The organism is Streptomyces sp. NBC_01428 (assembly GCF_036231965.1).
Lineage (GTDB): Bacteria > Actinomycetota > Actinomycetes > Streptomycetales > Streptomycetaceae > Streptomyces.
On the sequence record NZ_CP109499.1, the window covers coordinates 4,176,960 to 4,197,374 of the forward strand.

Here is a 20,415-nt window from a genome sequence, read left to right on the forward strand (position 1 = left end):
GAAGGCGGTGCCGCGCATGACCGACGCGGAGACCCCGGCCCAGGCCGATGGAACGACCGAGCTGTTCACCGCGATCGGGAGGCAGTTGAAGATCCTCAGGGAGCGCGCCGGGCTGACCCAGAAGGAACTGGGCACGGCCCTCGGCTACGGACCCGACCTCATCTCCGCCATGGAACGCGGCGTCCGGATCACCCGCCCCGAGTTCCTGGAACGGGCGGACGAGGTCCTGGCGGCGGGCGGCCTCCTCCGCGCGGCCGCCGACCCCGTCACCAAGGCCATGCGCAAGGCCCGTACCCGGCACCCCGAGTGGTACCGGAGCTATGCCGCACTGGAGGGCGAGGCTGTCTCCCTCTACGACTACAGCACGATGGGCGTGCTGGGCCTGTTGCAGACGGAGGAGTACGCGCGGGCCGTCTTCACGCAACGGCACCCTCCCCTCGACGAGGGAACCATCGAGCAACGCGTGGCCGACCGCCTCTCCCGACAACAGGTCTTCGAACGCTGGCCGCCTCCTGAGTGCAGCTTCGTCATGGAGGAGGCCGTTCTGCAACGGCCGATCGGCGGCACCGACGTACACGCAGAGCAGTTGAGGAAGCTGCTCCGCATCGGGGCCCTGCGCAATGTTCAACTCCAGGTGATGCTCACTGGTCGCCATGAACACCCCAGCCTGGACAGCTCGTTCACCTTGCTCGCGCCCCGGGGGCGGGAGCAAGTCGCCTATATGGAAACCCACGCATACCCACGGCTGGTCACCGACCGGGAAGAGGTGCGCATCCTCGCCTCTCGCTATGGAATCATCCGGGCGCAGGCGCTGACTCCCGATGCGTCGCTGGCCCTGATCGAGAAGATGCTGGGAGAACGATGAACATAGAGCAGCTCCGCTGGTTCAAATCGACCTACAGCAGCGGCGAGGGCGGCCAATGCCTGGAGGTCGCCTTCACCTGGCGCAAGTCGAGTCACAGCGGCGGTGAGGGCGGCGAATGTGTCGAGGTCGCCGCCTCCCACCGTGCCGTCCGCGTCCGGGACTCCAAGAACCCCGCCGGGCCGCAGCTCGCGCTGTCCCCCGGCAGCTGGTCCGCCTTCCTCGCGGGCGGGGTCCTCGGGGACCGGAGTTAGCCGCTACCCGGCGTAGATCGCCTCGATCTCCCGGGCGAAGTCCCCCGCGATCGCCGCGCGCCGCAGCTTCATCGAGGGGGTGAGGTGACCCGCCGCCTCGGTGAAGTCGCGGGGCAGGACGGTGAAGCGGCGGATGGACTCCGGGCGGGAGACGAGCTTGTTCGCCTCGTCGACCGCCCGCTGGAGGATCGCGAGCAACTCCGGGTCGTCCATGATCAGTTCGGGTGGCACCCCGTGCTTGCCGTTCATCTGGCGCCAGTGCGTGATGCCCTCGGGGTCGAGTGTGATGAGGGCGGAGACGAACGGGCGGCGGTCGCCGACCACCATGCACTGGGCGATCAGGGGGTGGGAGCGGAGCCAGTCCTCCAGCGGCGCCGGGGCGACGTTCTTGCCGCCCGCGGTGATCAGGATCTCCTTCTTGCGCCCGGTGATGGTGAGGTAACCGCCGTCGTCCAGTTCACCGATGTCCCCGGTCGCGAACCAGCCGTCCGGGGCCGCGTCGACGACACCGCCCGCGTTCGGGTCCCAGTAGCCGCGGAAGACCTGTTCGCCGCTCAGCAGGACCTCGCCGTCGGCCGCTATCCGCACCCGGGTACCGGGCAGCGGCCAACCGACCGTGCCCAGACGGGGTTTGACCGGGGGCGTGACGGTCGCGGCGGCGGTCGTCTCCGTCAGGCCGTACCCCTCGAAGATCTCGATGCCGGCGCCCGCGTAGAAGGCGGCGAGGCGGCGGCCGAGCGGGGAACCGCCGCAGATGGCGTAACGGACCCGGCCGCCCAGCGCGTTGCGGATCCGGCGGTAGACAAGGGGGTCGTAGAGGGCGCGGGCGGTGCGCAGTCCCCGGCTCGGTCCGGGTCCGGTGCCGTGCTGCTTGGCCTCGACGGCCTCGCCGTACTTCTGGGCGATGCGGGCCGCGCGGTCGAACGACGAGCCGCGGCCCATCCGCTCGGCCGTCGCGCGGCCGGTGTTGTAGACCTTCTCCAGGACGTACGGGATGGCCAGCAGGAACGTCGGCTTGAACGAGGCCAGGTCGGCGAGGAGTTCCTCGGTCTGGAGGCTCGGGGCGTGGCCGAGTTTCACCCGGGCGCGCATACAGGCGACGGCGACCATGCGGCCGAAGACGTGCGAGAGCGGGAGGAAGAGGAGGGTGGAGGCGGGGTCCTGGGTGCGGGACTTGAAGATCGGGTAGAGCAGTTCCACCGCGTTGTCGACCTCGGCGAAGAAGTTGCCGTGGGTCAGGGCGCAGCCCTTGGGCCGGCCGGTGGTGCCCGAGGTGTAGATCAGGGTGGCGAGCGTGTCGGGGCCCAGCACGCCGCGCCGGACGGCGACTTCCTGGTCGGTGACGTTGCGCCCGAGCTCCGCGAGGCGCTCCACGTGTCCCTTCTCGAAGACCCACATGTGCCGCAGGTCCGGGATGTGCTCGCGCTCGGGGCCGAGGGTCGCGGCCTGGGCCACGGACTCCACGGCGATGGCGACGGCTCCGGAGTCCTGGAGGATCCAGCGGGTCTGGAAGACCGACGAGGTGGGGTAGATGGGCACGGTGACGAGCCCGGCGGCCCAGGCGGCGAAGTCGAGGAGCGTCCACTCGTACGTCGTGCGCGCCATGATGGCGATCCGGTCGCCCGGCATGAGCCCTTCGGCGATCAGTCCCTTGGCGACGGCCAGCACCTGGTCGGCGTACTCGGCGGCGGTCACGTCGGTCCAGCGGTCGCCGTCGGGTGTCTTCCGGCTGAGGACCGGCTCGTGCGGTGCGGCCGCCGCGTTGTCGAAGGGGATGTCGGCGAGGGAGCCGTGCGTCACCTGCCCCACGAGCGGCGGTACCGCGACCTCGCGCACGACTCCGTCGAACCGCCTGATCTCGGGTTCCCGCAGAGGTGGGGCGGCGTCGTGGGCGTACGTGCTGGACACAAGGCGGCTCCTTGTCGGCCGGGTGGCCGGGGCGGGTGCAAGGCGGGTGCGGGTGGGCTCGGAGGAGCGCGGGGCACGCCACCTCATACGGGCCTGGGGAGTGGGGGGTTCAGGGTCGGCAACCCGGTGAGACCGGGGATGCTACGGCGCCCGCGTGTGGGGTTTGTGGCGCTTTGGGGCGGGCGGGGTGCGAGTTACCGGGGGTAGCCGTGTGGGCGTGCATCGGTGTGCGGGCCACGTTTCGCGGGGGAGAGAGAGGCTCGTCGGTGGACGCCCCCTCGGGAGGGTGGGTGGACCAGGTTCCCCGGGACGCGGCCGACGGCGGGCGTCCCGTGCGCGCCGGCCGGCCGGGCCCCGGGACCGGCCTCAGCCGCGCTCCAGGATCGCCGTCACCCCCTGCCCTCCGGCGGCGCAGACGGAGATCAGCCCGCGGCCGGGCGTGTTCCGCTCCGCGAGGAGCGTCGCCAGGGTCGCCACGATGCGGGCGCCGGTGGCGGCGAAGGGGTGGCCGGTGGCCAGCGAGGAGCCCGCCACGTTCAGGCGGGAGCGGTCCACCGTGCCGAGGCCGCGCTTCTCCCAGGCGGCGAGGGTGGCGAGCACCTGGGAGGCGAACGCCTCGTGTATCTCGACGAAGTCGAAGTCGGACAGGGCGAGTCCGGTCAGCTCCAGCATGCGCGGGACGGCGTACGCGGGTGCCATCAGGAGCCCGTCCTCGCCGCCCGCCACGTCCCCCTCGACGAAGTCGACGGCGGCGGTCTCGTACGCGGTCAGGTGGGCGAGGACGGGCAGCCCGCGCGCCGTCGCCCACGCGTCGCTCGCGAGCAGCACCACGGCGGCGCCGTCGGTGAGCGGCGTCGAGTTGCCCGCGGTCATCGTCGACTCGGGGGCGTCGAGGCCGAACACCGGCTTGAGCGTGGCGAGTTTCCCGACCGTCGAACCGGGCCGGAGGTTCTGGTCCCGGTCGAGACCGCGGAAGGGGACGACGAGATCGTCCAGCAGACCCCGGTCGTACGCCGCGGCGAGCCGCTGGTGACTGGTGGCGGCCAACTCGTCCTGCTCCTCGCGCCGCACACCCCAGGCGCGGGCGGTGACGGCGGCGTGCTCGCCCATCGACAGGCCCGTGCGCGGTTCGGCGTTGCGCGGGATGTCCGGCACGAGGTGGGCGGGGCGGACGCGGGCGAGGGCCTTGAGGCGGGCGCCGGGCGACTTCGCGCGGCGGACTTCGAGGAGGATGCGGCGCAGGGTGTCGTTCACGCCGAGGGGGGCGTCGCTGGCCGTGTCCGCGCCGCCCGCGACGGCCGACTCGGTCTGGCCGAGGGTGATCTTGTTGGCGGCGGCGATGACGGCCTGGAGGCCGGTGCCGCAGGCCTGCTGGATGTCGTACGCGGGGGTGCGGGCGTCGAGCTTCGAGCCGAGGACCGTCTCGCGGGCGAGGTTGAAGTCGCGGCTGTGCTTGAGGACGGCGCCGGCCACCAACTCCCCGACCGCGCCCGGCTCGTCGAGCCCGTACCGCTCGGCCAGGCCGTCGACGGCGGCGGTCAGCATCTCCTGGTTGGAGGCGGTGGCGTAGGGGCCGTCGGACCGCGCGAAGGGGATCCGGGTCCCGCCGACGACGGCGACCGGGCGCGTCCGCGCGAGGCCGGGCCCCCGCGGCGCGGCGGACGCGGCCGTGTCAGCGCCGGACGCGGCGGTCGCCGCGCTCGCCGCGGTCGAGGCAGATGCCGTCTCGGCTCGCGTGTCGTCCCGCTCGCTCATCCCTGGACCGCCTTCCGGAGAACGTGCTGTCTCATCTCGACCTGTCCCCTCGCCCTGACATACCCTTACCCCAGGTAACCTTACTCTGGAGTAAATTAACGTCCGTATGGGGAGTTGGACAATGGCCGACCGCTATCTGAGCTTCACCGGCACCGCGCCGGGCCGCTTCCTGACCCGTCGCCTCGGGCTGCCCCAGCCGACGGCTCTGCACCGCTGGTCGGCCGAACACCCCTCCTTCACCGGCGAGTTGCTCCACCTCAGCGCGGGCAAGTCTCCGCTGGACGGGCGGGACGGACTCGCCGCCGTCCTGGCCAGGACCGGGCTCGCGGTGCGCGCGCGGAGCGAACGGCCCGTCGCCGTCGTCCTCGACGCGACCGGTGTCACCGACATCGACACCCTCGCCGAGGTGCACGCCGCCCTGCACCCCGTCGTCCGGTCGGTCGCCCGCAGCGGCCGGGTCATCGTGCTCGGCGCCCCCCTCGACACCGCCGACCACCATCAGGCTGCGGTCCAGCAGGCCCTGGAGGGCTTCGTACGCTCGCTCGGCAAGGAGATCGGGCGCGGCATCACGGTGACCCTGCTGCGGCTGACCGACGCGAACGCCGCCGAGTCGACGCTGCGGTTCCTCCTCTCCCCCAAGTCCGCCTACGTGAGCGGCCAGGTGATCGGGATCGGCGGCGGGGCGGAGGTGACCGCGCCCGCGGACTGGGCCCTCCCCCTCGCCGGGCGCACCGCGCTCGTCACCGGCGCGGCACGCGGCATCGGCGAGGCGGTGGCGGCCACGCTGGCGCGGGACGGGGCCCGGGTGGTGTGCCTGGACGTGCCGGGTGCGGCGGTCGAACTCGAATCCGTCGCCGGGCGACTGGGCGGAACCGCCCTCGCCCTCGACATCACCGCCCCCGACGCGGGAGCGCGGATCCTCGCCGCCCTGCCCTCCGAGGGGCTGGACGTCCTCGTCCACAACGCGGGGATCACCCGCGACCGCCGCCTGGTCAACATGGCCGCGGAGCGCTGGAGTCCGGTGCTCGACGTGAACCTCGCGAGCGTGCTGCGCACCACGGACGCGCTGCTCTCGGCGGGCGGCCTGCGGACCGGCGGCCGGATCGTCGCGACGGCCTCCATCGCCGGGCTCGCGGGGAACGCGGGCCAGACGAACTACGCCGCGAGCAAGGCCGGCGTCGCCGGACTCGTCCGCGCGCTGGCCCCGACCGCCGCGGCGGAACACGGGGTCACCGTGAACGCCGTGGCGCCGGGCTTCATCGAGACGAAGATGACGGCCGCCGTCCCGCTGTTCATCCGTGAGGCGGGCCGCCGGATGAACTCCCTCGGCCAGGGCGGTCTGCCCGTCGACGTCGCCGAGACCACCGCCTGGCTCGCGCACCCCGCGTCCGGCGGCGTCAACGGCCAGGTCGTCCGGGTCTGCGGCCAGAGCCTGCTGGGGGCCTAGGCGTGTCCGCAAAGTCTCGCCTGCCCGGCCTTCGGGCGGACGACGTGACTTTGCGGACACCCCCTGGGACACGACCTGGGCCGTGTCCCGGAGCACCCCTCCCCCTCCGTCCACCGGCAGCCGCACCTCCCACCACCCCGGAGACTCCGATGCGTACGCAGCCCTCCACCCGTCCCGAGCCCGCGACCCGGACCCTCGCCGCGCCGCCCTCCCTCGGCCCGCTGCTGGCGCGCGGAGCCCTGCTCTCCCCGTTCAAGCGCCCCCGCCCGGACGCTCCCGTCCCGGCCACCCGGCTCGTCCTGCCGGGCGTGCGGGTCGACCTCGCCCGCCTCGCCGCCTACGAGCGGGTGTGCGGGTTCGCGACCGGGCCGGACGTCCTGCCGGTCACCTATCCCCATGTGCTGGCCTTCCCGCTGGCCATGCGGATCATGGCGGGGCGGGACTTCCCGCTGCCGCTGCTCGGCCTGGTGCACACGTCGATCGGGATCACCCAGTACGAGGAACCGACCGCGACCGCGGCGTACGACCTCGCGGTGCGTGTCGAGGGCCTGGCACCGCACCGCCGGGGCACCGAGGCGACCGTACTGACCGAGGCGCGGGCCGACGGCCGGCTCGTGTGGGAGTCCAGGAGCACGTATCTGGCGCGGCACCGGGCGCACGGGGAGACGCCGGGGGACACGGCCCGGGAGCCGGCGCCCGACGGGTCGGGACCGCCCTCGCGGGAGGAGCCGGGAACAGTGCCGGACAAGGAGCCCCCGTCCCCGCCCGCGTCGGCCGAGTGGCGGCTCGCGCAGGACGTCGGCCGCCGCTACGGCGCGGTCTCCGGCGACCGCAACCCGATCCATCTGCACCCGCTGACGGCCCGCCTGTTCGGCTTCCCGCGCGCCATCGCGCACGGCATGTGGACCGTCGCCCGCTGCCTCGCCGCGTACGGCCCGCAGAGCGCCGTGGAGATACGGGCGGACTTCCGGGCGCCGGTCCTGCTCCCGGGCACGGTGACGTACGCCGCCCGGGGCCCCGCCTTCGAACTCCGCACCGGCGACCGCGTCCACCTCACCGGCGACGTACGTCCGCTGCCGCCGGGGACGAGGGCGAGCGGTGAGCCGGACACCGCGGCGCCGACCGGGTGACCGGGGAGGCGGCACGGCCGTGCGAGGCCCCGGTTCGCCCGCCCGGCGGGCAGACTGCCCGGGCCCGCCGCCCCCGCGACCTCCGGAGTCCGTCATGCCCCGGCCCACCGACGGACCGGCCGAAGCGGCCGCCCACCTGGCCGTCTGCGACCACACCCACCTCTTCCCGGGCGCCCGCTGCCGCGTCCGGGGCCTCCCGGACCCCGGCGCCTTCGCCGCCGGCCCGGCGCCGGTCGAACTGGCGCTGCGCTTCTCCGACGACGTGGTCACGGAGGCCGAGGTGCGCACCACGGACCCGGCGGGCCCCGTACTCGCCGTCCCGGAGTACACCACCGGCGCCGGCACGACCGTCGCCGCCCGCACCTGGCTGATCCGGGAGTTCACCAGGACCGGCGACGAGGTCGAGCTGATCATCGGCGGCCACGCCTCGGCGTGAGCGTCACCCCGGGCGGGCGAGACCGTGCGGACAGGACCTAGGACTGCCCGGACGCCTGCGGCGGGATCCACGGCCGGTCGCGCATGAGGTCGCCGAGGCCCGCCCAGGCGAAGTTCATCAGCGTGGTGGCGGCCTGCCGGGCGGAGACGCCCGGCGTGACGTTGGCCCAGGCGGCGAGCGACTCGGCGGCGCCGACCAGGGCCTCGGCCAGTCCGGCGACCTCCCGTTCGGGCAGCGAGGGGTCGCGGTGCGCCTCACGGGCGGCGTCGACGATCAACTCCGTGACGAACAGGACGAGTTCCTCGCGCATCGCGGACACCTCGGCCGCGAAGGGTTCACCGTGCGTACGGGCCTGGAGATGCAGGACCGCCCATCCGTCGGGATGTTCGGCGGTGTGCGTGAAGAACGCCCCGAGGCCTTCCCAGAGTTGGCGGTCGGCGGGCAGTCCCTGGCGGACACCGGCACGGACGGCGGCGGTCAGCGCCTTGGCCTCACGCCGGATGCACGCGGTGAACAGGTCTTCCTTGGAGTTCAGGTACAGGTACACCAACGGCTTGGACACGCCCGCGAGTTCGGCGATCTCGTCCATCGACGCGGCCCGGTAGCCGCGCTGCCCGAAGGTCCGTACGGCGGCGTCCAGCATCTGCTGTTCGCGTACCGCGCGCGGCATCCGCTTGCTCTTCACAGCACCCATGCGGGCAAGCGTACGATCCGCCGCGCCCCCGGCCGGGCACGCGGCGCTGTCGGGCGGGGGTCAGGAGGTCTGGCTGCGGGCGCCGGGAGAGGCCTCGTCGAGGGCCTCGTCCTCCTGGCTGCGGTTGCGGTCCAGGTTGGCCCTGGCGCGGTCCACGCGCGCGACGACCTGCGCCGAGGCACGGTCGCGCTCGCCGCGCAGGACGACGAAACTGATCGGCGCGGAGATCACCAGGGCGAGCAGGACGACCCACATGTAGTTGGAGTCGCCGAGGCCGCGGGGGGCGATGCCCGAGTAGACGAGGCCCCAGACGACCACGAGGCAGCCCACGAAGATACCGAGGCGCATCAGTGTGTAGCGGAACATCTCAATCCACTCTTCCCGTTCCGAACGTTCCCAAAGACCACCGTCCAGTGAAGCACGCCAGGAGGTCGATCTTGCAGGGGGGTCGATCGGCCCTCAGCCGCGCAGACCGAGGGACAGCAGCATGGTGATGTCGTCGCGGTCCTCGCCGGGCGCGACCCGGATCGCGCCGGGCACCCGGCCGACCTCCTTGTAGCCGCAGGACGCGTAGAAGCGCTCCAGGCCCTCGCCGCCCCGGCAGGTCAGCCGGATCGCCTCGACGCCGTCGAGCGAGCCCGCCGCCTCCTCGGCCGCGGCGAGCAGGTCCCGGCCGTACCCCCGGCCCTGGTGGCGGGGGTGCACCATCACGGTGTAGAGCCACACCCAGTGCCGCATCAGCCGGTGGGTGTTGTGCGTGAGGAAGGCGGTCGCGGCGACCTCGCCGTCCTCGTCCCGGCCGACCAGCAGTCGGGTGCGGCCCTCGGCCATGGCGACGAAGTGCTTCACGAGTTCCGGCCGCACGTCCGCGGCGGTCACCGACGGTACGAAGCCGACGGAGCCGCCCGCGTTCGAGACGTCCGCCCAGAGGGCGACCACCCCGTCCCGCAGGACAGGGGTGACCGCCGGGTCCAGCTCGAAGCGCAGCGCCACGTCAGACCCGCATGGCCTGCGGCGACTCGCGGCGCTCCGGGTCCGGGCCGTCGTACTCGCGGATGATCTCGTAGCGCGTGTTCCGCTCGACCGGGCGGAACCCGGCGTCGCGGATCAGGTCGAGGATGTCCTCGCGGGTCAGCTTGTTGGGCGTCCCGAAGTTGTCCGCGTCGTGCGTGATCTTGTACTCGACGACCGAGCCGTCCATGTCGTCCGCGCCGTGCTGGAGGGCGAGCTGGGCGGTCTGCACACCGTGCATGACCCAGAACACCTTGACGTGCGGGACGTTGTCGAACAGGAGCCGGGAGACCGCGAAGGTCTTCAGCGCCTCGGCGCCGGTCGCCATCTGGGTGCGGGCCTGGAGGCGGTTGCGGACCTTGCCGTCCTTCATGTCCACGAAGTCGTGCTGGTAGCGCAGCGGGATGAAGACCTGGAAGCCGCCGGTCTCGTCCTGCAGCTCACGCAGCCGCAGCACGTGGTCCACGCGGTGCCGGGGCTCCTCGATGTGCCCGTACAGCATCGTGCACGGGGTCTTGAGACCCTTCTCGTGCGCGAGGCGGTGGATGCGCGACCAGTCCTCCCAGTGGGTGCGGTGGTCGACGATGTGCTGGCGGACCTCCCAGTCGAAGATCTCCGCGCCGCCGCCGGTCAGCGACTCCAGGCCGGCGTCGATCAGCTCGTCGAGGATCTCCGAGGCGGACAGCCCCGAGATCGTCTCGAAGTGGTGGATCTCCGTGGCCGTGAAGGCCTTCAGGGAGACCTCCGGGAGGGCCTTCTTCAGCTCGCTCAGGGAGCGCGGGTAGTACCGCCACGGGAGATTCGGGTGCAGGCCGTTGACGATGTGCAGCTCGGTGAGGTTCTCGCCCCGCATCGCCGTGGCGAGCCGGACGGCCTCCTCGATGCGCATCGTGTACGCGTCCTTCTCGCCCGGCTTGCGCTGGAACGAGCAGTACGCGCAGGACGCGGTGCACACGTTCGTCATGTTCAGGTGACGGTTGACGTTGAAGTGGACGACGTCGCCGTTCTTCCGGGTACGCACCTCGTGCGCGAGGCCGCCGAGCCACGCCAGGTCGTCCGACTCGTAGAGCGCGATGCCGTCCTCACGGGTCAGCCGCTCACCGGCCCGGACCTTGTCCTCCAGCTCGCGCTTGAGCCCGACATCCATGCGTTTACCTCTCCCTGTGACGAATCCTGCCAACCGTACTCCCCCGCCTCCGGGCGGGATCGCCCCCACCAGGGGCTGCGCGGGGCGACCCGCGTCACTCCTCCTCGGGGAGTTCCCCGACGCGGTTCTCCCACTTCGTCGACAGGACGATCGTCGTACGGGTGCGGGAGACGCCCTTGGTGCCCGACAGGCGCCGGATGGTCTTCTCCAGGCCGTCGACGTCGCTGGAGCGCACCTTGAGCATGAACGAGTCGTCGCCCGCGATGAACCAGCAGTCCTCGATCTCGCCGAGGTCGCGCAGCCGGTGGGCCACGTCCTCGTGGTCGGCCGCGTCGGAGAGCGAGATGCCGATCAGGGCGGTCACGCCGAGACCGAGCGAGGCCGAGTCGACCGTCGCGCGGTACCCGGTGATGACACCGGCCGCCTCCAGCCGGTTGATGCGGTCGGTGACGCTGGGTCCCGACAGGCCCACGAGACGCCCCAGCTCCGCGTACGAGGCCCGGCCGTTCTCCCTCAGGGCCTGGATGAGCTGCCTGTCCACCGCGTCCATGCGATCGAAGCCTTCCACTGAAAAGGTCTGAAGAAATCCGAAGAGTTCCGAAGAGTCCGAAAAGCCTGAAGAGTTGCTGAGGGGTGCGGACCCTCAGGTGGTGTCGCCCCGGGAGCCGCCCCCGAGTTCGCCCTTCCACCGGCGGTACAGGTCGTGATCGACGCCCGCCGCGTCGAGGACCCGCCCGGCGACGAAGTCCACCAGGTCCTGGATGTGCGTGGCGCCCGCGTAGAACGCCGGTGAGGCCGGCACCACCGTCGCGCCCGCGTCGTCGAGGGCCACCAGGTGCCGCAGGGTCTGTCCGTTCAGCGGGGTCTCCCGCACGGCGACGACCAGTCTGCGCCGCTCCTTGAGCGTGACGCTCGCGGCCCGCTGGAGCAGGTCCTTGGAGAGGCCGAGCGCGACCCCGGCCACACAGGCCGTGGACGCCGGCACGATCAGCATGCCCTGGACCGGGTACGAGCCCGACGAGGGCCCGGCCGCGAGGTCGCCGGCGCTCCAGTGCCGTACCGCGTCGAGGTGCTCCTCGAAGCCGGTGAAGGTGCCGGGCTTGCCGTCCGCGCCCCGCGCCAGCCACGCGCGCAGGTCGTCCCGCCAGTGGGCGTCGCGGAACGGGAGGCCGGTCTCGTCGAGCAGCGTGAGCCGCGAGGCCCTGCTGACGACCAGGTCGACGCTCTCCCCCGCTTCCAGCAGCGAACGCAGCACCGCCGCCGCGTACGGCGTGCCGGACGCGCCGGACACCCCCACGATCCAAGGCCGGCGCTGCGTCTGTCCTGGCTTCATGATGTCGAGCCTATCCGGCCACTGCCCGGATTCAGACCGTGAGCCCGCGCACCAGCAGATCCAGCAGGGCACACACGAACAGGGCGATGCCGATGAATCCGTTGACCTGGAAGAAGGCACGGTTCAGGCGCGACAGGTCGTGCGGCTTCACGATGGAGTGCTCGTAGAGGAAGGCGGCCGCGACGATCACGAGGCCCAGCCAGAAGAACGCGCCCGCCCCGGTGGCCAGCGCGTACCAGACGAACAGGCCCGTGGTCACCGCGTGGCAGACGCGCGCGCCGCGGATCGCGGCCGGGATGCCGAACCGCGCCGGCACCGACATCACGCCGATCTCCCGGTCGGTCTCGACGTCCTGGCACGCGTAGATCAGGTCGAAGCCGCCGATCCACACGCCGACCGCGAGGCCGAGGATCACGGCGTCCCAGGACCAGGTGCCGGTGATGGCGATCCAGGCGCCGATCGGGCCCATGGCCTGGGCGAGACCGAGGATGGCCTGCGGGAAGTTCGTGAACCGCTTGCCGTACGGATAGACGACCATCGGGATGACCGCGATCGGCGCGAGCGCCAGGCACAGCGGGTTGAGCAGCGCCGCGGCACCGAGGAAGAAGACGAGTGCGACGAAGGCGCCCGTCCAGGCGTGCTTCACGCTCATCGCGCCGGTGACCAGCTCGCGGTGGGCCGTGCGCGGGTTGCGGGCGTCGATCTCGCGGTCGATGATCCGGTTCGCGGCCATCGCGAACGTGCGCAGCCCCACCATCGCCACGGTGACCAGGAGCAGCCGCCCCCAGTGGATGTTCCCGTCCCACTCGTACATCGCGGTGAGCGCCGCGATGTACGCGAAGGGCAGCGCGAACACCGAGTGCTCGATCATGACGAGCCGCAGGAAGGCCTTGGTGCGGCCCGGCTGCGGAAGCGCCGCGGAAGCTGAACTCACAGCCCGTACTCCTTCCAGCGGCGGTCGACCTTCGCCGCCGTCTCCGGGTCGGACAGCACCATCTCGGGCCAGCCGCCGTCCCGGGTGTAGCCCTCCTCGGGCCACTTCTTCGTCGCGTCGATGCCCGCCTTGCCGCCCCAGAACTGCTGGTAGGAGGCGTGGTCGAGATGATCGACCGGGCCCTCCACGACGGTGAGGTCGCGGCCGTAGTCCGTGTTGCCGAGCGCGCGCCAGGCGACCTCGTGCAGGTCGTGGACGTCGCAGTCCGCGTCGACGACCACGATGAGCTTCGTCAGGGACATCATGTGGGCACCCCAGACGGCGTGCATGACCTTCTGGGCGTGCTTCGGGTACTTCTTGTCGATCGAGACGATCGCACAGTTGTGGAAGCCGCCCGCCTCCGGCAGGTGGTAGTCCACGATGTCCGGCACGATGATCTTCAGCAGGGGCAGGAAGAACCGCTCCGTCGCCCGGCCGAGGGGCCCGTCCTCCGTCGGGGGCCGGCCCACCACGATCGACTGGAGCAGCGGCCGCTTGCGCATCGTCACGCAGTCGATGGTCAGCGCCGGGAACGGCTCCTGCGGGGTGTAGAACCCGGTGTGGTCGCCGAAGGGGCCCTCGGGCAGCATCTCGCCCGGCTCCAGCCAGCCCTCCAGGACGACCTCGGCGTTCGCCGGCACCTGGAGGGGCACGGTCTTGCAGTCGACCATCTCGATCCGCTTGCCCTGGACGAACCCGGCGAAGAGGTACTCGTCGATGTCCCCGGGGAGCGGCGCCGTGGACGCGTACGTGACGGCCGGCGGGCAGCCGAAGGCGATCGCGACGGGCAGCTTCTCGCCGCGCTTGGCCGCCACCTGGTAGTGGTTCCGGCTGTCCTTGTGGATCTGCCAGTGCATGCCGATGGTGCGCTTGTCGTGGCGCTGGAGCCGGTACAGACCGAGGTTGCGGATACCGGACTCGGGGTCCTTGGTGTGGGTGAGGCCCAGGTTGAAGAAGGAGCCGCCGTCGTCGGGCCAGGTGAACAGGGCGGGCAGCGCGTCGAGGTCGACGTCGTCACCGCGCAGCACCACCTCCTGCACCGGCGCGTCCTTGACCTTCTTCGGCGGCACGTGCGCCATGGCGCCGAGCTTCCCGAAGGCCTCGCGCACCCCGACGAAGCCCTGCGGCAGCTCCGGCCGGAGCAGTCCGCCGATCTTGTCGGAGATGTCGGCGTACGACTTCAGACCGAGGGACTTCAGCAGGCGGCGGTCGGTACCGAAGACGTTCATCGCGAGCGGCATCGCCGAGCCGCGTACGTTCTCGAAGAGGAGCGCGGGACCGCCCGCCTTCTGCACCCGGTCGACGATCTCCCCGACCTCCAGGTACGGATCCACCTCGGCCTTGATGCGCTTGAGGTCTCCCTCGCGCTCCAGGGCCCTGAGCAGGGAGCGAAGATCGTCGTAAGCCATGTGTCCAAGTATCGGCCACCCGCTAACCTGTGCCCGTCACCGGGGCCCCGTGCCGCCCCGCCACCGCACACTGGGGGACCGTTCGGCCATGCTCAGGTATCTGCCGTTTCTGCTGGTGCTGGCGCTGTGGATCTACGCCTTCATCGACTGCCTGAACACGCCGGAGGAGGAGGTCAAGGGCCTGCCCAAGGTGGTGTGGGTGATCATCATCCTGCTCTTCGGCGAGGTGCTGGTCGGTCCGGTCGCCTGGCTGGTCGCGGGCCGCAACCGGCGGGGTCCCGCCGGCGGCGTCGGCTCCTCCGAGGGGTCCCGCGGGCAGCGCGCGCGGTTCGTCGCCCCCGACGACAACCCCGAGTTCCTCAACTCCCTCAAGGCGGAGAACCGCAAGGACGAGAGCGGCAGGGACGCGGGCCGCAAGGACACGGGCCACAGGGACGAGACCCTGCTGCAGGACTGGGAGGCCGACCTGCGGCGCCGCGAGGAGGAGCTGAAGCGGCGCGAGGAGCAGAGCAGGACCGACGAGGAGTCGTGAGAATCGGACCATGGAACTGCGCCTGCTGGTGACCTTCGAGAAGGTCGCGACCGTACTGAGCTTCACCCGGGCCGCGGCCGAGCTGGCGTACGCGCAGTCGAGCGTGACCAGTCAGATCCGCGCCCTGGAGTCCTCGCTCGGCACGGAGCTGTTCGACCGGCTGGGCAGCAGGATCCGGCTCACCGAGGCGGGCGAGCGGCTGCTGCCCTACGCCCGGCGGATCATCGAGCTGACCGAGGAGGCGCGGGCCGCGGTCGTCGGCGCCGAGGAACCCTCCGGCACCCTGACCGTCGGCACGATGGAGTCGCTCACCTCCTACCGGCTGCTGCCGCTCCTCGAACTCTTCCACCACCGCCACCCCAAGGTCCGGCTCTCGCTGCGGACGACCATCGGCGACGAGACCCGTCAGGCGCTGCGCCAGGGCACGTACGACGTCGGCTTCCTCATGGAGGAGGAGACCGAGCACGCGGGGCTGGAGACCGCGGTCCTCGCCGTCGAGCCGCTGGCGCTCGTCGCGGCGACCGGCCATCCGCTCGCCGGCACGGCACCCGGCACGGCCGGACTCGCGGGCCAGTCGCTGCTGGCCACCGAACCGGGCTGCGCCTACCGGGACTTGTTCGAGCGGGAACTCAACTCGACTGTTCCGAGCGGGACTTCCGTCGCCTTCACGGAGTTCGGCACGATCGAGGCGACCAAGCAGGCCGCGGCGGCCGGCCTCGGGATCGCGTTGCTGCCCGAGGTGACGGTCGCCGCGGAACTGGAGCGGGGCACGCTCGTACGGCTCGGCTGGGAGCCGCCGTTCACGCTTCGCACGCAGCTGGCGTGGCGGGCCGGGAAGCGGCTTCCGGCGCACGCGCGGCTGTTCGTGGAGCGGGCGCGGCAGCTGGTGTCCGAGGAGTCCGGCCCGCCCGGGGAAGCGTGACCTTCAGGCTGGCCGTCACGATCAGCGGGACGCCGAGCGCCTGGACGAGCCCGATGTGGTGGCCGTAGACCGCCCAGTCCATGACCATGGCGACGGCCGGGTAGGTGAAGGCGAGGACGGCGATCTTCGCGGTCGGGAGCTTGGCGTACGCGGCGTACATGAGGACGTACATCAGCCCGGTGTGGATCACCCCGAGGCCGACCAGCCAGGCCCAGTCCGCGCCGGTCCCGCGCATGGCGCCGAAGTCGGCGAACGGCAGCAGCAGCGGGATGCCGACGAGGACCTGCACGAGGGCGATCAGGTGCGGCCGTACGCCGGTGATGCGCTTGGTGACCAGGGTGGACAGCCCGTACAGGAGCGCCGCGAGGAGGGCCTGGCCGACGCCGGTGAGGTAGGCGCCGCCCTGGGTGAGGTCGGCCGGGGAGACACCCGAGACGAGGACCAGACCGGCGAAGGCGAGGACGATCCAGCCGGCCTTCGCGGCGGTGACCCGTTCCCTGAACAGCAGGGCGCCGAGCAGCACCACGTAGAACGGCTGCGTGTGGTAGACGACGGTGGCGACGGAGATCGAGGTGTTCTCGTACGACTGGAAGAGCAGGACCCAGTTGAGGACGATGAACACCCCGCCGAGCGCGGCGAGTCCGAGGGTGCGCGGGGTGAAGCCGTGGCCGCGGAAGTAGCCGCGGGCCAGGGCGTAGCCGCCGAGGGCGAGGGCTCCGAACACGACGCGGAAGAAGACGACGTTCAGGGGCGAGGCGCCGGACTCGACGACGAAGACGCCGAGGGTGCCGGAGAGCATCATCGCGGCGGTGAGCTGGGCCGCGCCCTTGTTCTCGGTCGCGCCGGCGGAGGTGGCTGAGGTCATGCCCCGACGGTAGGAGCGGAGGCCCGGCGGCGGCCACGCCCTGCTGGGGCGTCCTGCCGATGGGCCCATCGGCAGGACCGATGCGGTTCCCCGGCTAGGGCCTGTCCGGGGTCCGCTCCTCGCGCAGGGCGAGGGCGAGGAGGCCCGGGAAGCGGGCCTCGAACTCCTCCCGGCGGAGCCGGTTGACCCGCTTGGGGCCCTCGTCGCGCTGCTCGACGAGGCCCGCGCCGCGCAGGACGGCGAAGTGGTGGCTGAGGGCGGCCTTGCCGACGGGCACGTCGAAGCTGCCGCAACTGCGGCTCCACTCCGCCGAGTCGGCGAGTTCACGGACCAGCAGGATCCGTACGGGGTCGGCGAGCGCGGCGAACGCGCTCTGTGCGGAGACCTCGTCGGGGTGGGTGTGCTCGGGCGCCGCCCGATGACTCGTCCGCTCCGCCACGCCGGTCTCCCTCGCCGTTTCCCTGATCCCCTTGCCGAGTGTTCGATGAAAACCATACACTCAGGAGTGTTCGCTTTTCATTGAACAGTCCGTGCGGCGATCGGGTCCGCGCGGGCCGTCGGCCGTCCGGCCGAGCATCAGCCAGGAGTGAGCCATGCGTGCGGTCGAGTTCCAGGAGTACGGCGGTCCCGAGGTGCTGCGGGTGGTGGACACGGCGGTCCCCGAGCCGGGCCCCGGGCAGGTGAGCATCGACGTGGCCTGGACGGGCGTCAACTTCGCCGACCTGAAGGCCAGGTCGGAGGGATACCGGGTGCCGCGCCTGCCGTTCGTTCCCGGGCTGGAGGTCTCGGGCCGGGTCCGGGCGGTCGGCCCGGGCGTCACGGGACTGCGGGCCGGTCAGGAGGTCGCGGCGCTCACGGAGGGCGGGGCGTACGCGGAGGTCGCCGTGGCCGACGCGGTCACCGTCTTCCCCCTGCCCTCCGGGGTCGGCCTGCGCACCGGCGCCACCCTCCCGACGGTGCTGCCCACCGCGTACGCCCTGCTGCACACGGTGGGCCGCCTCCAGCCCGGCGAGACGCTCCTCGTCCAGGGTGCGGCCGGCGGTGTCGGCACGGTGCTGGGCCAGCTCGCCCGGGCGGCGGGGGCGGGCGCGGTGTACGGCGTGGTGTCGGCGGCGCCGAAGGCGGAGTTCGCGCTCGGGTACGGCTACGACGAGGTGTTCGTCGGCACCTTCGCCGACGAGGTCCGGGCGGCGACCGCGGGGCGCGGGGTCGACCTGGTCCTGGACCCGGTCGGCGGCGAGTCCCTGCGCCTCGGCCTCGGCTCCCTCACCCCCTTCGGCCGGCTGGTCTCGTTCGGCAACGCGAGTTCGGCGGAGCCCTGGACGGTGGGTCAGCCGGAGCTCTACCCGACCGGCCTGTCGGTCGCCGGCTTCTCCATCCTCGGGCTGGCCCGCACGGCACCGGATGCCCTGCGCGTCATCGCCGAGCGGGCGTTCGAGACGGTGGCGGACGGGACCGTGACCCTGCCGGTGACGGCGGAGTTCGACCTGGAGAAGGCCGGGGACGCGCATGCGCTGATGGGGGCGCGGACCAGCACGGGCAAGCTGCTGCTGAGGGTGGCGGACTGACGGAGGGAGACATACGCCGGGAGCGCCCGAGCACGAACATGCCCCGGGTGTGCGCCTGTTGGAGCGGCGTTGTCAGTGGGGCCGTCTACTCTTCCGCGCCATGACCACACGCCTGGATGCCACCCGAGCCTCGTACGACACCGTCGCCGCCGACTACGCCAAGCTGTTCAGCGGGGAGGTCGCCCAGCCCCTGGAGATCGCGATGCTCGCCGAGTTCGCCAAGCGGGTGCGGGCCGGCGGGGGCGGCCCGGTCGGGGACCTCGGCTGCGGTCCGGGCCGGATGACCATCCACCTGGAGGGGCTCGGGCTCGACGCGTTCGGGATCGACCTGTCGCCCGGGATGATCGAGGTCGCCCGCGCCGCGTACCCGCACCTGCGGTTCTCGGTGGGCACGATGGCGGACCTCGACCTCGCCGACGGATCGCTCGCCGGAGCGCTCGTCTGGTCGTCCACCGTGCACATCCCCGTGGAGGAACTGGCGCCGCTGTTCGCGGAGTTCCGCCGCGTGCTCGCGCCCGGCGGGCACCTGCTCATCGGCTTCAAGGCGGGCGCCGAACAGATCCTCCTGGAACACGCGTACGGCCACGACGTGGACCTCGACGTGTACAGCTTCCGGCCCGACCGTGTCGCCGAACTCCTCGCGGAGGCCGGCCTGCCGGAGGCGGTCCGGCTGGTCCGCGAGGCCGAGATGACGGAGTACGGCCTGGAGAGGACCGCGCAGGGCTTCCTCCTCGCCCGGAGGCCGGAGGACTCCTGACGCGCCCCGGACCCGCGGCGGTCGTCCGCCGAGCCGCCCTCGGCCGCGGGCCGTCCCTCCAAGGGCCCACCCGTCCCCTCCGCTCTCATCCCTTCGGCGCGCCCCCGTAGACCATCGGCGGACGCGGGCCGGGCCCTTCGTTTTCCAGACTGGTCCCGGACGAAGCAGATGGGCGCGGAGCCGGGAGGCGCGGGATGCAGGAGACGCCGGGGATGAGCCGGGCACGGTTTCTGGGGATGGCCGCGGCCGTCGGGGGCGCGGCCGCCGTGCTGCCCGTCGGAGCGGCGGCACGGGCGGGGGCGACACCCGCGGGCCGGCCACCGCTGACGGCACGGGAGCGGGCGGGCACGACGGCGCCGACGGCGAGCGCCCGGCGCGGGCTCACCCACCGGGGCGTGGTGTACGAGATCGGGGACGGGGAGAGTCCCGCGACGGGCTGGAACGTCCGGGCCATGCGCGCGGACCTGCGCGCCGTCGCCCACGACCTGCACGCCGACGCGGTCAAGGTGACCGGCGACGGCGTCGGACGGCTCACCGCGACGGCGGCCGAGGCGGCGGAGCGCGGACTGCACGTCTGGCTCGAACCGACGCTCGGCGACGTGCCCGAGCGGGACATCCTCGACCATCTCGCGGAGACGGGCCGCTCCGCCGAGCGACTGCGCCGGCAGGGCGCCGGGGTGCACCTCAGCGTCGGCTGCGAGTTCGTGCTGTACGTCCCCGGCATCGTGCCCGGCGCGAACATCCAGGAGCGGGTGGAGAACCTGCTCAAGGGGAACTTCGATCCCGTCGTCATGGCGCGGCGGCTGCACCGGTTCACCGCGAAGGCGGCGAAGACGGGCCGGTCCGTGTTCCGCGGGCCGCTGACGTACGCCGCCGCCCAGGACGAGGACGTCGACTGGGGCCTCTTCGACCTCGTGGGCATCGACTACTACTCGTTCTTCCGGCGCCCGTCGGACTACCTCCGCGACCTCGCGCAGTACAAACGCTTCGGGAAGCCCGTCGCCGTCATGGAGTTCGGCTGCTGCACCTTCGAGGGAGCGCCGGAGCAGGGCGGAATGGGCTGGGACGTCGTCGACTACACGAAGGACCCGCCGGAGATCAAGGCCGGGCTGGTCCGCAGCGAGCGCACGCAGGCCGCGTATCTCACGGACGTGCTGGCCGCGTTCGAGGCGGCGGGCCTGTACGCGGCGATGGCGTACACCTTCGTCACCCGCGACGCCCCGCACCGCCGCCACGACCCGCGCCACGACCTCGACATGGCGAGCTACAGCATCACGAAGACCATCGAGAAGCGTCCCGGCGATCCGGCCGCCGGGGTCCACTGGGAGCCGAAGGAGGCCTTCCACGCGCTGGCCCGCCAGTACGGCCGCCACCGCCGCGCCTGACCGCGCCACGGCCCGGGGCACGTTGCC

At 72.3% G+C, this 20,415-nt stretch carries 21 protein-coding genes and 1 pseudogene; 10 read left to right on the forward strand and 12 right to left on the reverse strand.

The annotated features are described in order from the left end of the window. Positions 1 to 16 precede the first annotated feature (16 nt). Positions 17 to 865 carry a helix-turn-helix domain-containing protein gene (locus OG406_RS18070; RefSeq protein ID WP_329190860.1) on the forward strand — a complete coding sequence of 283 codons (849 nt, stop codon included), beginning with the start codon at positions 17 to 19 and terminating at the stop codon, positions 863 to 865. Continuing rightward, entirely contained in the window at positions 862 to 1,116 is a 255-nt protein-coding gene (locus tag OG406_RS18075; protein ID WP_329186661.1) for a DUF397 domain-containing protein, read from the forward strand. Before OG406_RS18070 ends, OG406_RS18075 begins: the two co-directional genes overlap by 4 nt. A 3-nt stretch (positions 1,117 to 1,119) precedes the next feature. Here OG406_RS18075 and OG406_RS18080 read toward each other — a convergent pair whose 3' ends face one another. Both OG406_RS18080 and OG406_RS18085 read right to left on the reverse strand, forming a co-directional pair. Next, positions 1,120 to 3,111, reverse strand: a complete 1,992-nt coding sequence (locus tag OG406_RS18080; RefSeq protein WP_385390704.1) for an AMP-dependent synthetase/ligase — start codon at positions 3,109 to 3,111, stop codon at positions 1,120 to 1,122. 279 nt (positions 3,112 to 3,390) lie between these two features. Further along, complete coding sequence (locus tag OG406_RS18085) at positions 3,391 to 4,779, reverse strand: acetyl-CoA C-acetyltransferase (protein ID WP_329186663.1); 1,389 nt, start codon at positions 4,777 to 4,779, stop codon at positions 3,391 to 3,393. A 121-nt stretch (positions 4,780 to 4,900) separates the two neighbouring features. Here OG406_RS18085 and OG406_RS18090 point away from each other — a divergent pair, with 121 nt between their 5' ends. The 3 genes from OG406_RS18090 (at position 4,901) to OG406_RS18100 (ending at position 7,792) form a co-directional block, all read left to right on the forward strand. Continuing rightward, positions 4,901 to 6,226: a 3-oxoacyl-ACP reductase gene (locus OG406_RS18090; protein ID WP_329190862.1), complete on the forward strand. Its 1,326-nt coding sequence runs from the start codon at positions 4,901 to 4,903 to the stop codon at positions 6,224 to 6,226. A 149-nt stretch (positions 6,227 to 6,375) separates the two neighbouring features. After that, the gene (locus OG406_RS18095) at positions 6,376 to 7,356 is read left to right on the forward strand and encodes a MaoC family dehydratase (protein ID WP_267051527.1); all 981 of its coding nucleotides are present in this window, start codon (positions 6,376 to 6,378) and stop codon (positions 7,354 to 7,356) included. A 94-nt stretch (positions 7,357 to 7,450) separates the two neighbouring features. Then, entirely contained in the window at positions 7,451 to 7,792 is a 342-nt protein-coding gene (locus OG406_RS18100) for a hypothetical protein (protein WP_329186665.1), read from the forward strand. A 37-nt stretch (positions 7,793 to 7,829) separates the two neighbouring features. On the opposite strand, the gene OG406_RS18105 is transcribed toward OG406_RS18100, so the two are convergent. The 8 genes from OG406_RS18105 to OG406_RS18140 form a co-directional block, all read right to left on the reverse strand. Next, positions 7,830 to 8,486, reverse strand: coding sequence for a TetR/AcrR family transcriptional regulator (locus OG406_RS18105; protein WP_081218731.1), 657 nt, complete (start codon positions 8,484 to 8,486; stop codon positions 7,830 to 7,832). 60 nt (positions 8,487 to 8,546) lie between these two features. Further along, on the reverse strand, positions 8,547 to 8,852 hold the full coding sequence (locus tag OG406_RS18110; protein WP_081218730.1) for a DUF4229 domain-containing protein: 306 nt from the start codon (positions 8,850 to 8,852) through the stop codon (positions 8,547 to 8,549). A gap of 93 nt (positions 8,853 to 8,945) precedes the next feature. Next, entirely contained in the window at positions 8,946 to 9,479 is a 534-nt protein-coding gene (locus OG406_RS18115) for a GNAT family N-acetyltransferase (protein WP_329186667.1), read from the reverse strand. 1 nt (position 9,480) lies between these two features. Further along, a complete protein-coding gene (mqnE, locus tag OG406_RS18120) occupies positions 9,481 to 10,644 on the reverse strand; it encodes an aminofutalosine synthase MqnE (RefSeq protein WP_081218728.1) in 1,164 nt (387 codons plus the stop codon). 94 nt (positions 10,645 to 10,738) lie between these two features. Further along, positions 10,739 to 11,194 carry an Lrp/AsnC family transcriptional regulator gene (locus OG406_RS18125; RefSeq protein ID WP_081218727.1) on the reverse strand — a complete coding sequence of 152 codons (456 nt, stop codon included), beginning with the start codon at positions 11,192 to 11,194 and terminating at the stop codon, positions 10,739 to 10,741. Positions 11,195 to 11,287: 93 nt separating this feature from the next. After that, a complete protein-coding gene (locus OG406_RS18130; RefSeq protein ID WP_081218726.1) occupies positions 11,288 to 11,977 on the reverse strand; it encodes a UbiX family flavin prenyltransferase in 690 nt (229 codons plus the stop codon). Positions 11,978 to 12,008: 31 nt separating this feature from the next. After that, positions 12,009 to 12,911, reverse strand: coding sequence for a menaquinone biosynthesis prenyltransferase MqnP (mqnP, locus tag OG406_RS18135; protein WP_081218725.1), 903 nt, complete (start codon positions 12,909 to 12,911; stop codon positions 12,009 to 12,011). Continuing rightward, positions 12,908 to 14,359 carry a menaquinone biosynthesis decarboxylase gene (locus tag OG406_RS18140; protein WP_329186671.1) on the reverse strand — a complete coding sequence of 484 codons (1,452 nt, stop codon included), beginning with the start codon at positions 14,357 to 14,359 and terminating at the stop codon, positions 12,908 to 12,910. The genes mqnP and OG406_RS18140 overlap by 4 nt, the downstream gene beginning before the upstream one ends. An 88-nt stretch (positions 14,360 to 14,447) precedes the next feature. Here OG406_RS18140 and OG406_RS18145 point away from each other — a divergent pair, with 88 nt between their 5' ends. Together OG406_RS18145 and OG406_RS18150 are read left to right on the forward strand one after the other, a co-directional pair. Further along, positions 14,448 to 14,891, forward strand: coding sequence for a PLD nuclease N-terminal domain-containing protein (locus tag OG406_RS18145; protein ID WP_329186674.1), 444 nt, complete (start codon positions 14,448 to 14,450; stop codon positions 14,889 to 14,891). Between the two features lie 10 nt (positions 14,892 to 14,901). Beyond that, positions 14,902 to 15,795: pseudogene (locus OG406_RS18150) on the forward strand (LysR family transcriptional regulator); the annotation flags it as partial. Here OG406_RS18150 and OG406_RS18155 read toward each other — a convergent pair. After that, entirely contained in the window at positions 15,692 to 16,678 is a 987-nt protein-coding gene (locus OG406_RS18155) for a DMT family transporter (RefSeq protein ID WP_239154674.1), read from the reverse strand. The pseudogene OG406_RS18150 and the gene OG406_RS18155 sit on opposite strands and share 104 nt — an antisense overlap. Before the next feature lie 94 nt (positions 16,679 to 16,772). Then, a complete protein-coding gene (locus OG406_RS18160) occupies positions 16,773 to 17,117 on the reverse strand; it encodes an ArsR/SmtB family transcription factor (protein ID WP_266615591.1) in 345 nt (114 codons plus the stop codon). Between the two features lie 154 nt (positions 17,118 to 17,271). Between OG406_RS18160 and OG406_RS18165 the strand changes: the two genes are divergently transcribed. The 3 genes from OG406_RS18165 to OG406_RS18175 all read left to right on the forward strand — a co-directional run bounded on the left by OG406_RS18165 (position 17,272) and on the right by OG406_RS18175 (position 20,388). Beyond that, positions 17,272 to 18,246 (forward strand): quinone oxidoreductase family protein, encoded by a 975-nt coding sequence (locus OG406_RS18165; protein WP_329186677.1) that lies wholly within the window; start codon positions 17,272 to 17,274, stop codon positions 18,244 to 18,246. Between the two features lie 100 nt (positions 18,247 to 18,346). Then, positions 18,347 to 19,003 (forward strand): class I SAM-dependent methyltransferase, encoded by a 657-nt coding sequence (locus OG406_RS18170; protein ID WP_329186679.1) that lies wholly within the window; start codon positions 18,347 to 18,349, stop codon positions 19,001 to 19,003. Between the two features lie 212 nt (positions 19,004 to 19,215). Beyond that, positions 19,216 to 20,388 (forward strand): abortive phage infection protein, encoded by a 1,173-nt coding sequence (locus OG406_RS18175; protein WP_443067086.1) that lies wholly within the window; start codon positions 19,216 to 19,218, stop codon positions 20,386 to 20,388. The last annotated feature ends 27 nt before the right edge of the window (positions 20,389 to 20,415 follow it).

Coding starts and splice junctions, on each gene's coding strand:
- OG406_RS18130 (WP_081218726.1), bottom strand. CDS start 11,977: ATGAAGCCAGGACAGACGCAGCGCCGGCCTTGGATCGTGGGGGTGTCC.
- OG406_RS18175 (WP_443067086.1), top strand. CDS start 19,216: ATGAGCCGGGCACGGTTTCTGGGGATGGCCGCGGCCGTCGGGGGCGCG.
- OG406_RS18070 (WP_329190860.1), top strand. CDS start 17: ATGACCGACGCGGAGACCCCGGCCCAGGCCGATGGAACGACCGAGCTG.
- OG406_RS18105 (WP_081218731.1), bottom strand. CDS start 8,486: ATGGGTGCTGTGAAGAGCAAGCGGATGCCGCGCGCGGTACGCGAACAG.
- OG406_RS18095 (WP_267051527.1), top strand. CDS start 6,376: ATGCGTACGCAGCCCTCCACCCGTCCCGAGCCCGCGACCCGGACCCTC.
- OG406_RS18085 (WP_329186663.1), bottom strand. CDS start 4,779: ATGAGCGAGCGGGACGACACGCGAGCCGAGACGGCATCTGCCTCGACC.
- OG406_RS18125 (WP_081218727.1), bottom strand. CDS start 11,194: ATGGACGCGGTGGACAGGCAGCTCATCCAGGCCCTGAGGGAGAACGGC.
- OG406_RS18110 (WP_081218730.1), bottom strand. CDS start 8,852: ATGTTCCGCTACACACTGATGCGCCTCGGTATCTTCGTGGGCTGCCTC.
- mqnE (WP_081218728.1), bottom strand. CDS start 10,644: ATGGATGTCGGGCTCAAGCGCGAGCTGGAGGACAAGGTCCGGGCCGGT.
- OG406_RS18090 (WP_329190862.1), top strand. CDS start 4,901: ATGGCCGACCGCTATCTGAGCTTCACCGGCACCGCGCCGGGCCGCTTC.
- OG406_RS18075 (WP_329186661.1), top strand. CDS start 862: ATGAACATAGAGCAGCTCCGCTGGTTCAAATCGACCTACAGCAGCGGC.
- OG406_RS18100 (WP_329186665.1), top strand. CDS start 7,451: ATGCCCCGGCCCACCGACGGACCGGCCGAAGCGGCCGCCCACCTGGCC.
- OG406_RS18170 (WP_329186679.1), top strand. CDS start 18,347: ATGACCACACGCCTGGATGCCACCCGAGCCTCGTACGACACCGTCGCC.
- OG406_RS18080 (WP_385390704.1), bottom strand. CDS start 3,111: ATGAGGTGGCGTGCCCCGCGCTCCTCCGAGCCCACCCGCACCCGCCTT.
- OG406_RS18165 (WP_329186677.1), top strand. CDS start 17,272: ATGCGTGCGGTCGAGTTCCAGGAGTACGGCGGTCCCGAGGTGCTGCGG.
- OG406_RS18145 (WP_329186674.1), top strand. CDS start 14,448: ATGCTCAGGTATCTGCCGTTTCTGCTGGTGCTGGCGCTGTGGATCTAC.
- OG406_RS18155 (WP_239154674.1), bottom strand. CDS start 16,678: ATGACCTCAGCCACCTCCGCCGGCGCGACCGAGAACAAGGGCGCGGCC.
- OG406_RS18140 (WP_329186671.1), bottom strand. CDS start 14,359: ATGGCTTACGACGATCTTCGCTCCCTGCTCAGGGCCCTGGAGCGCGAG.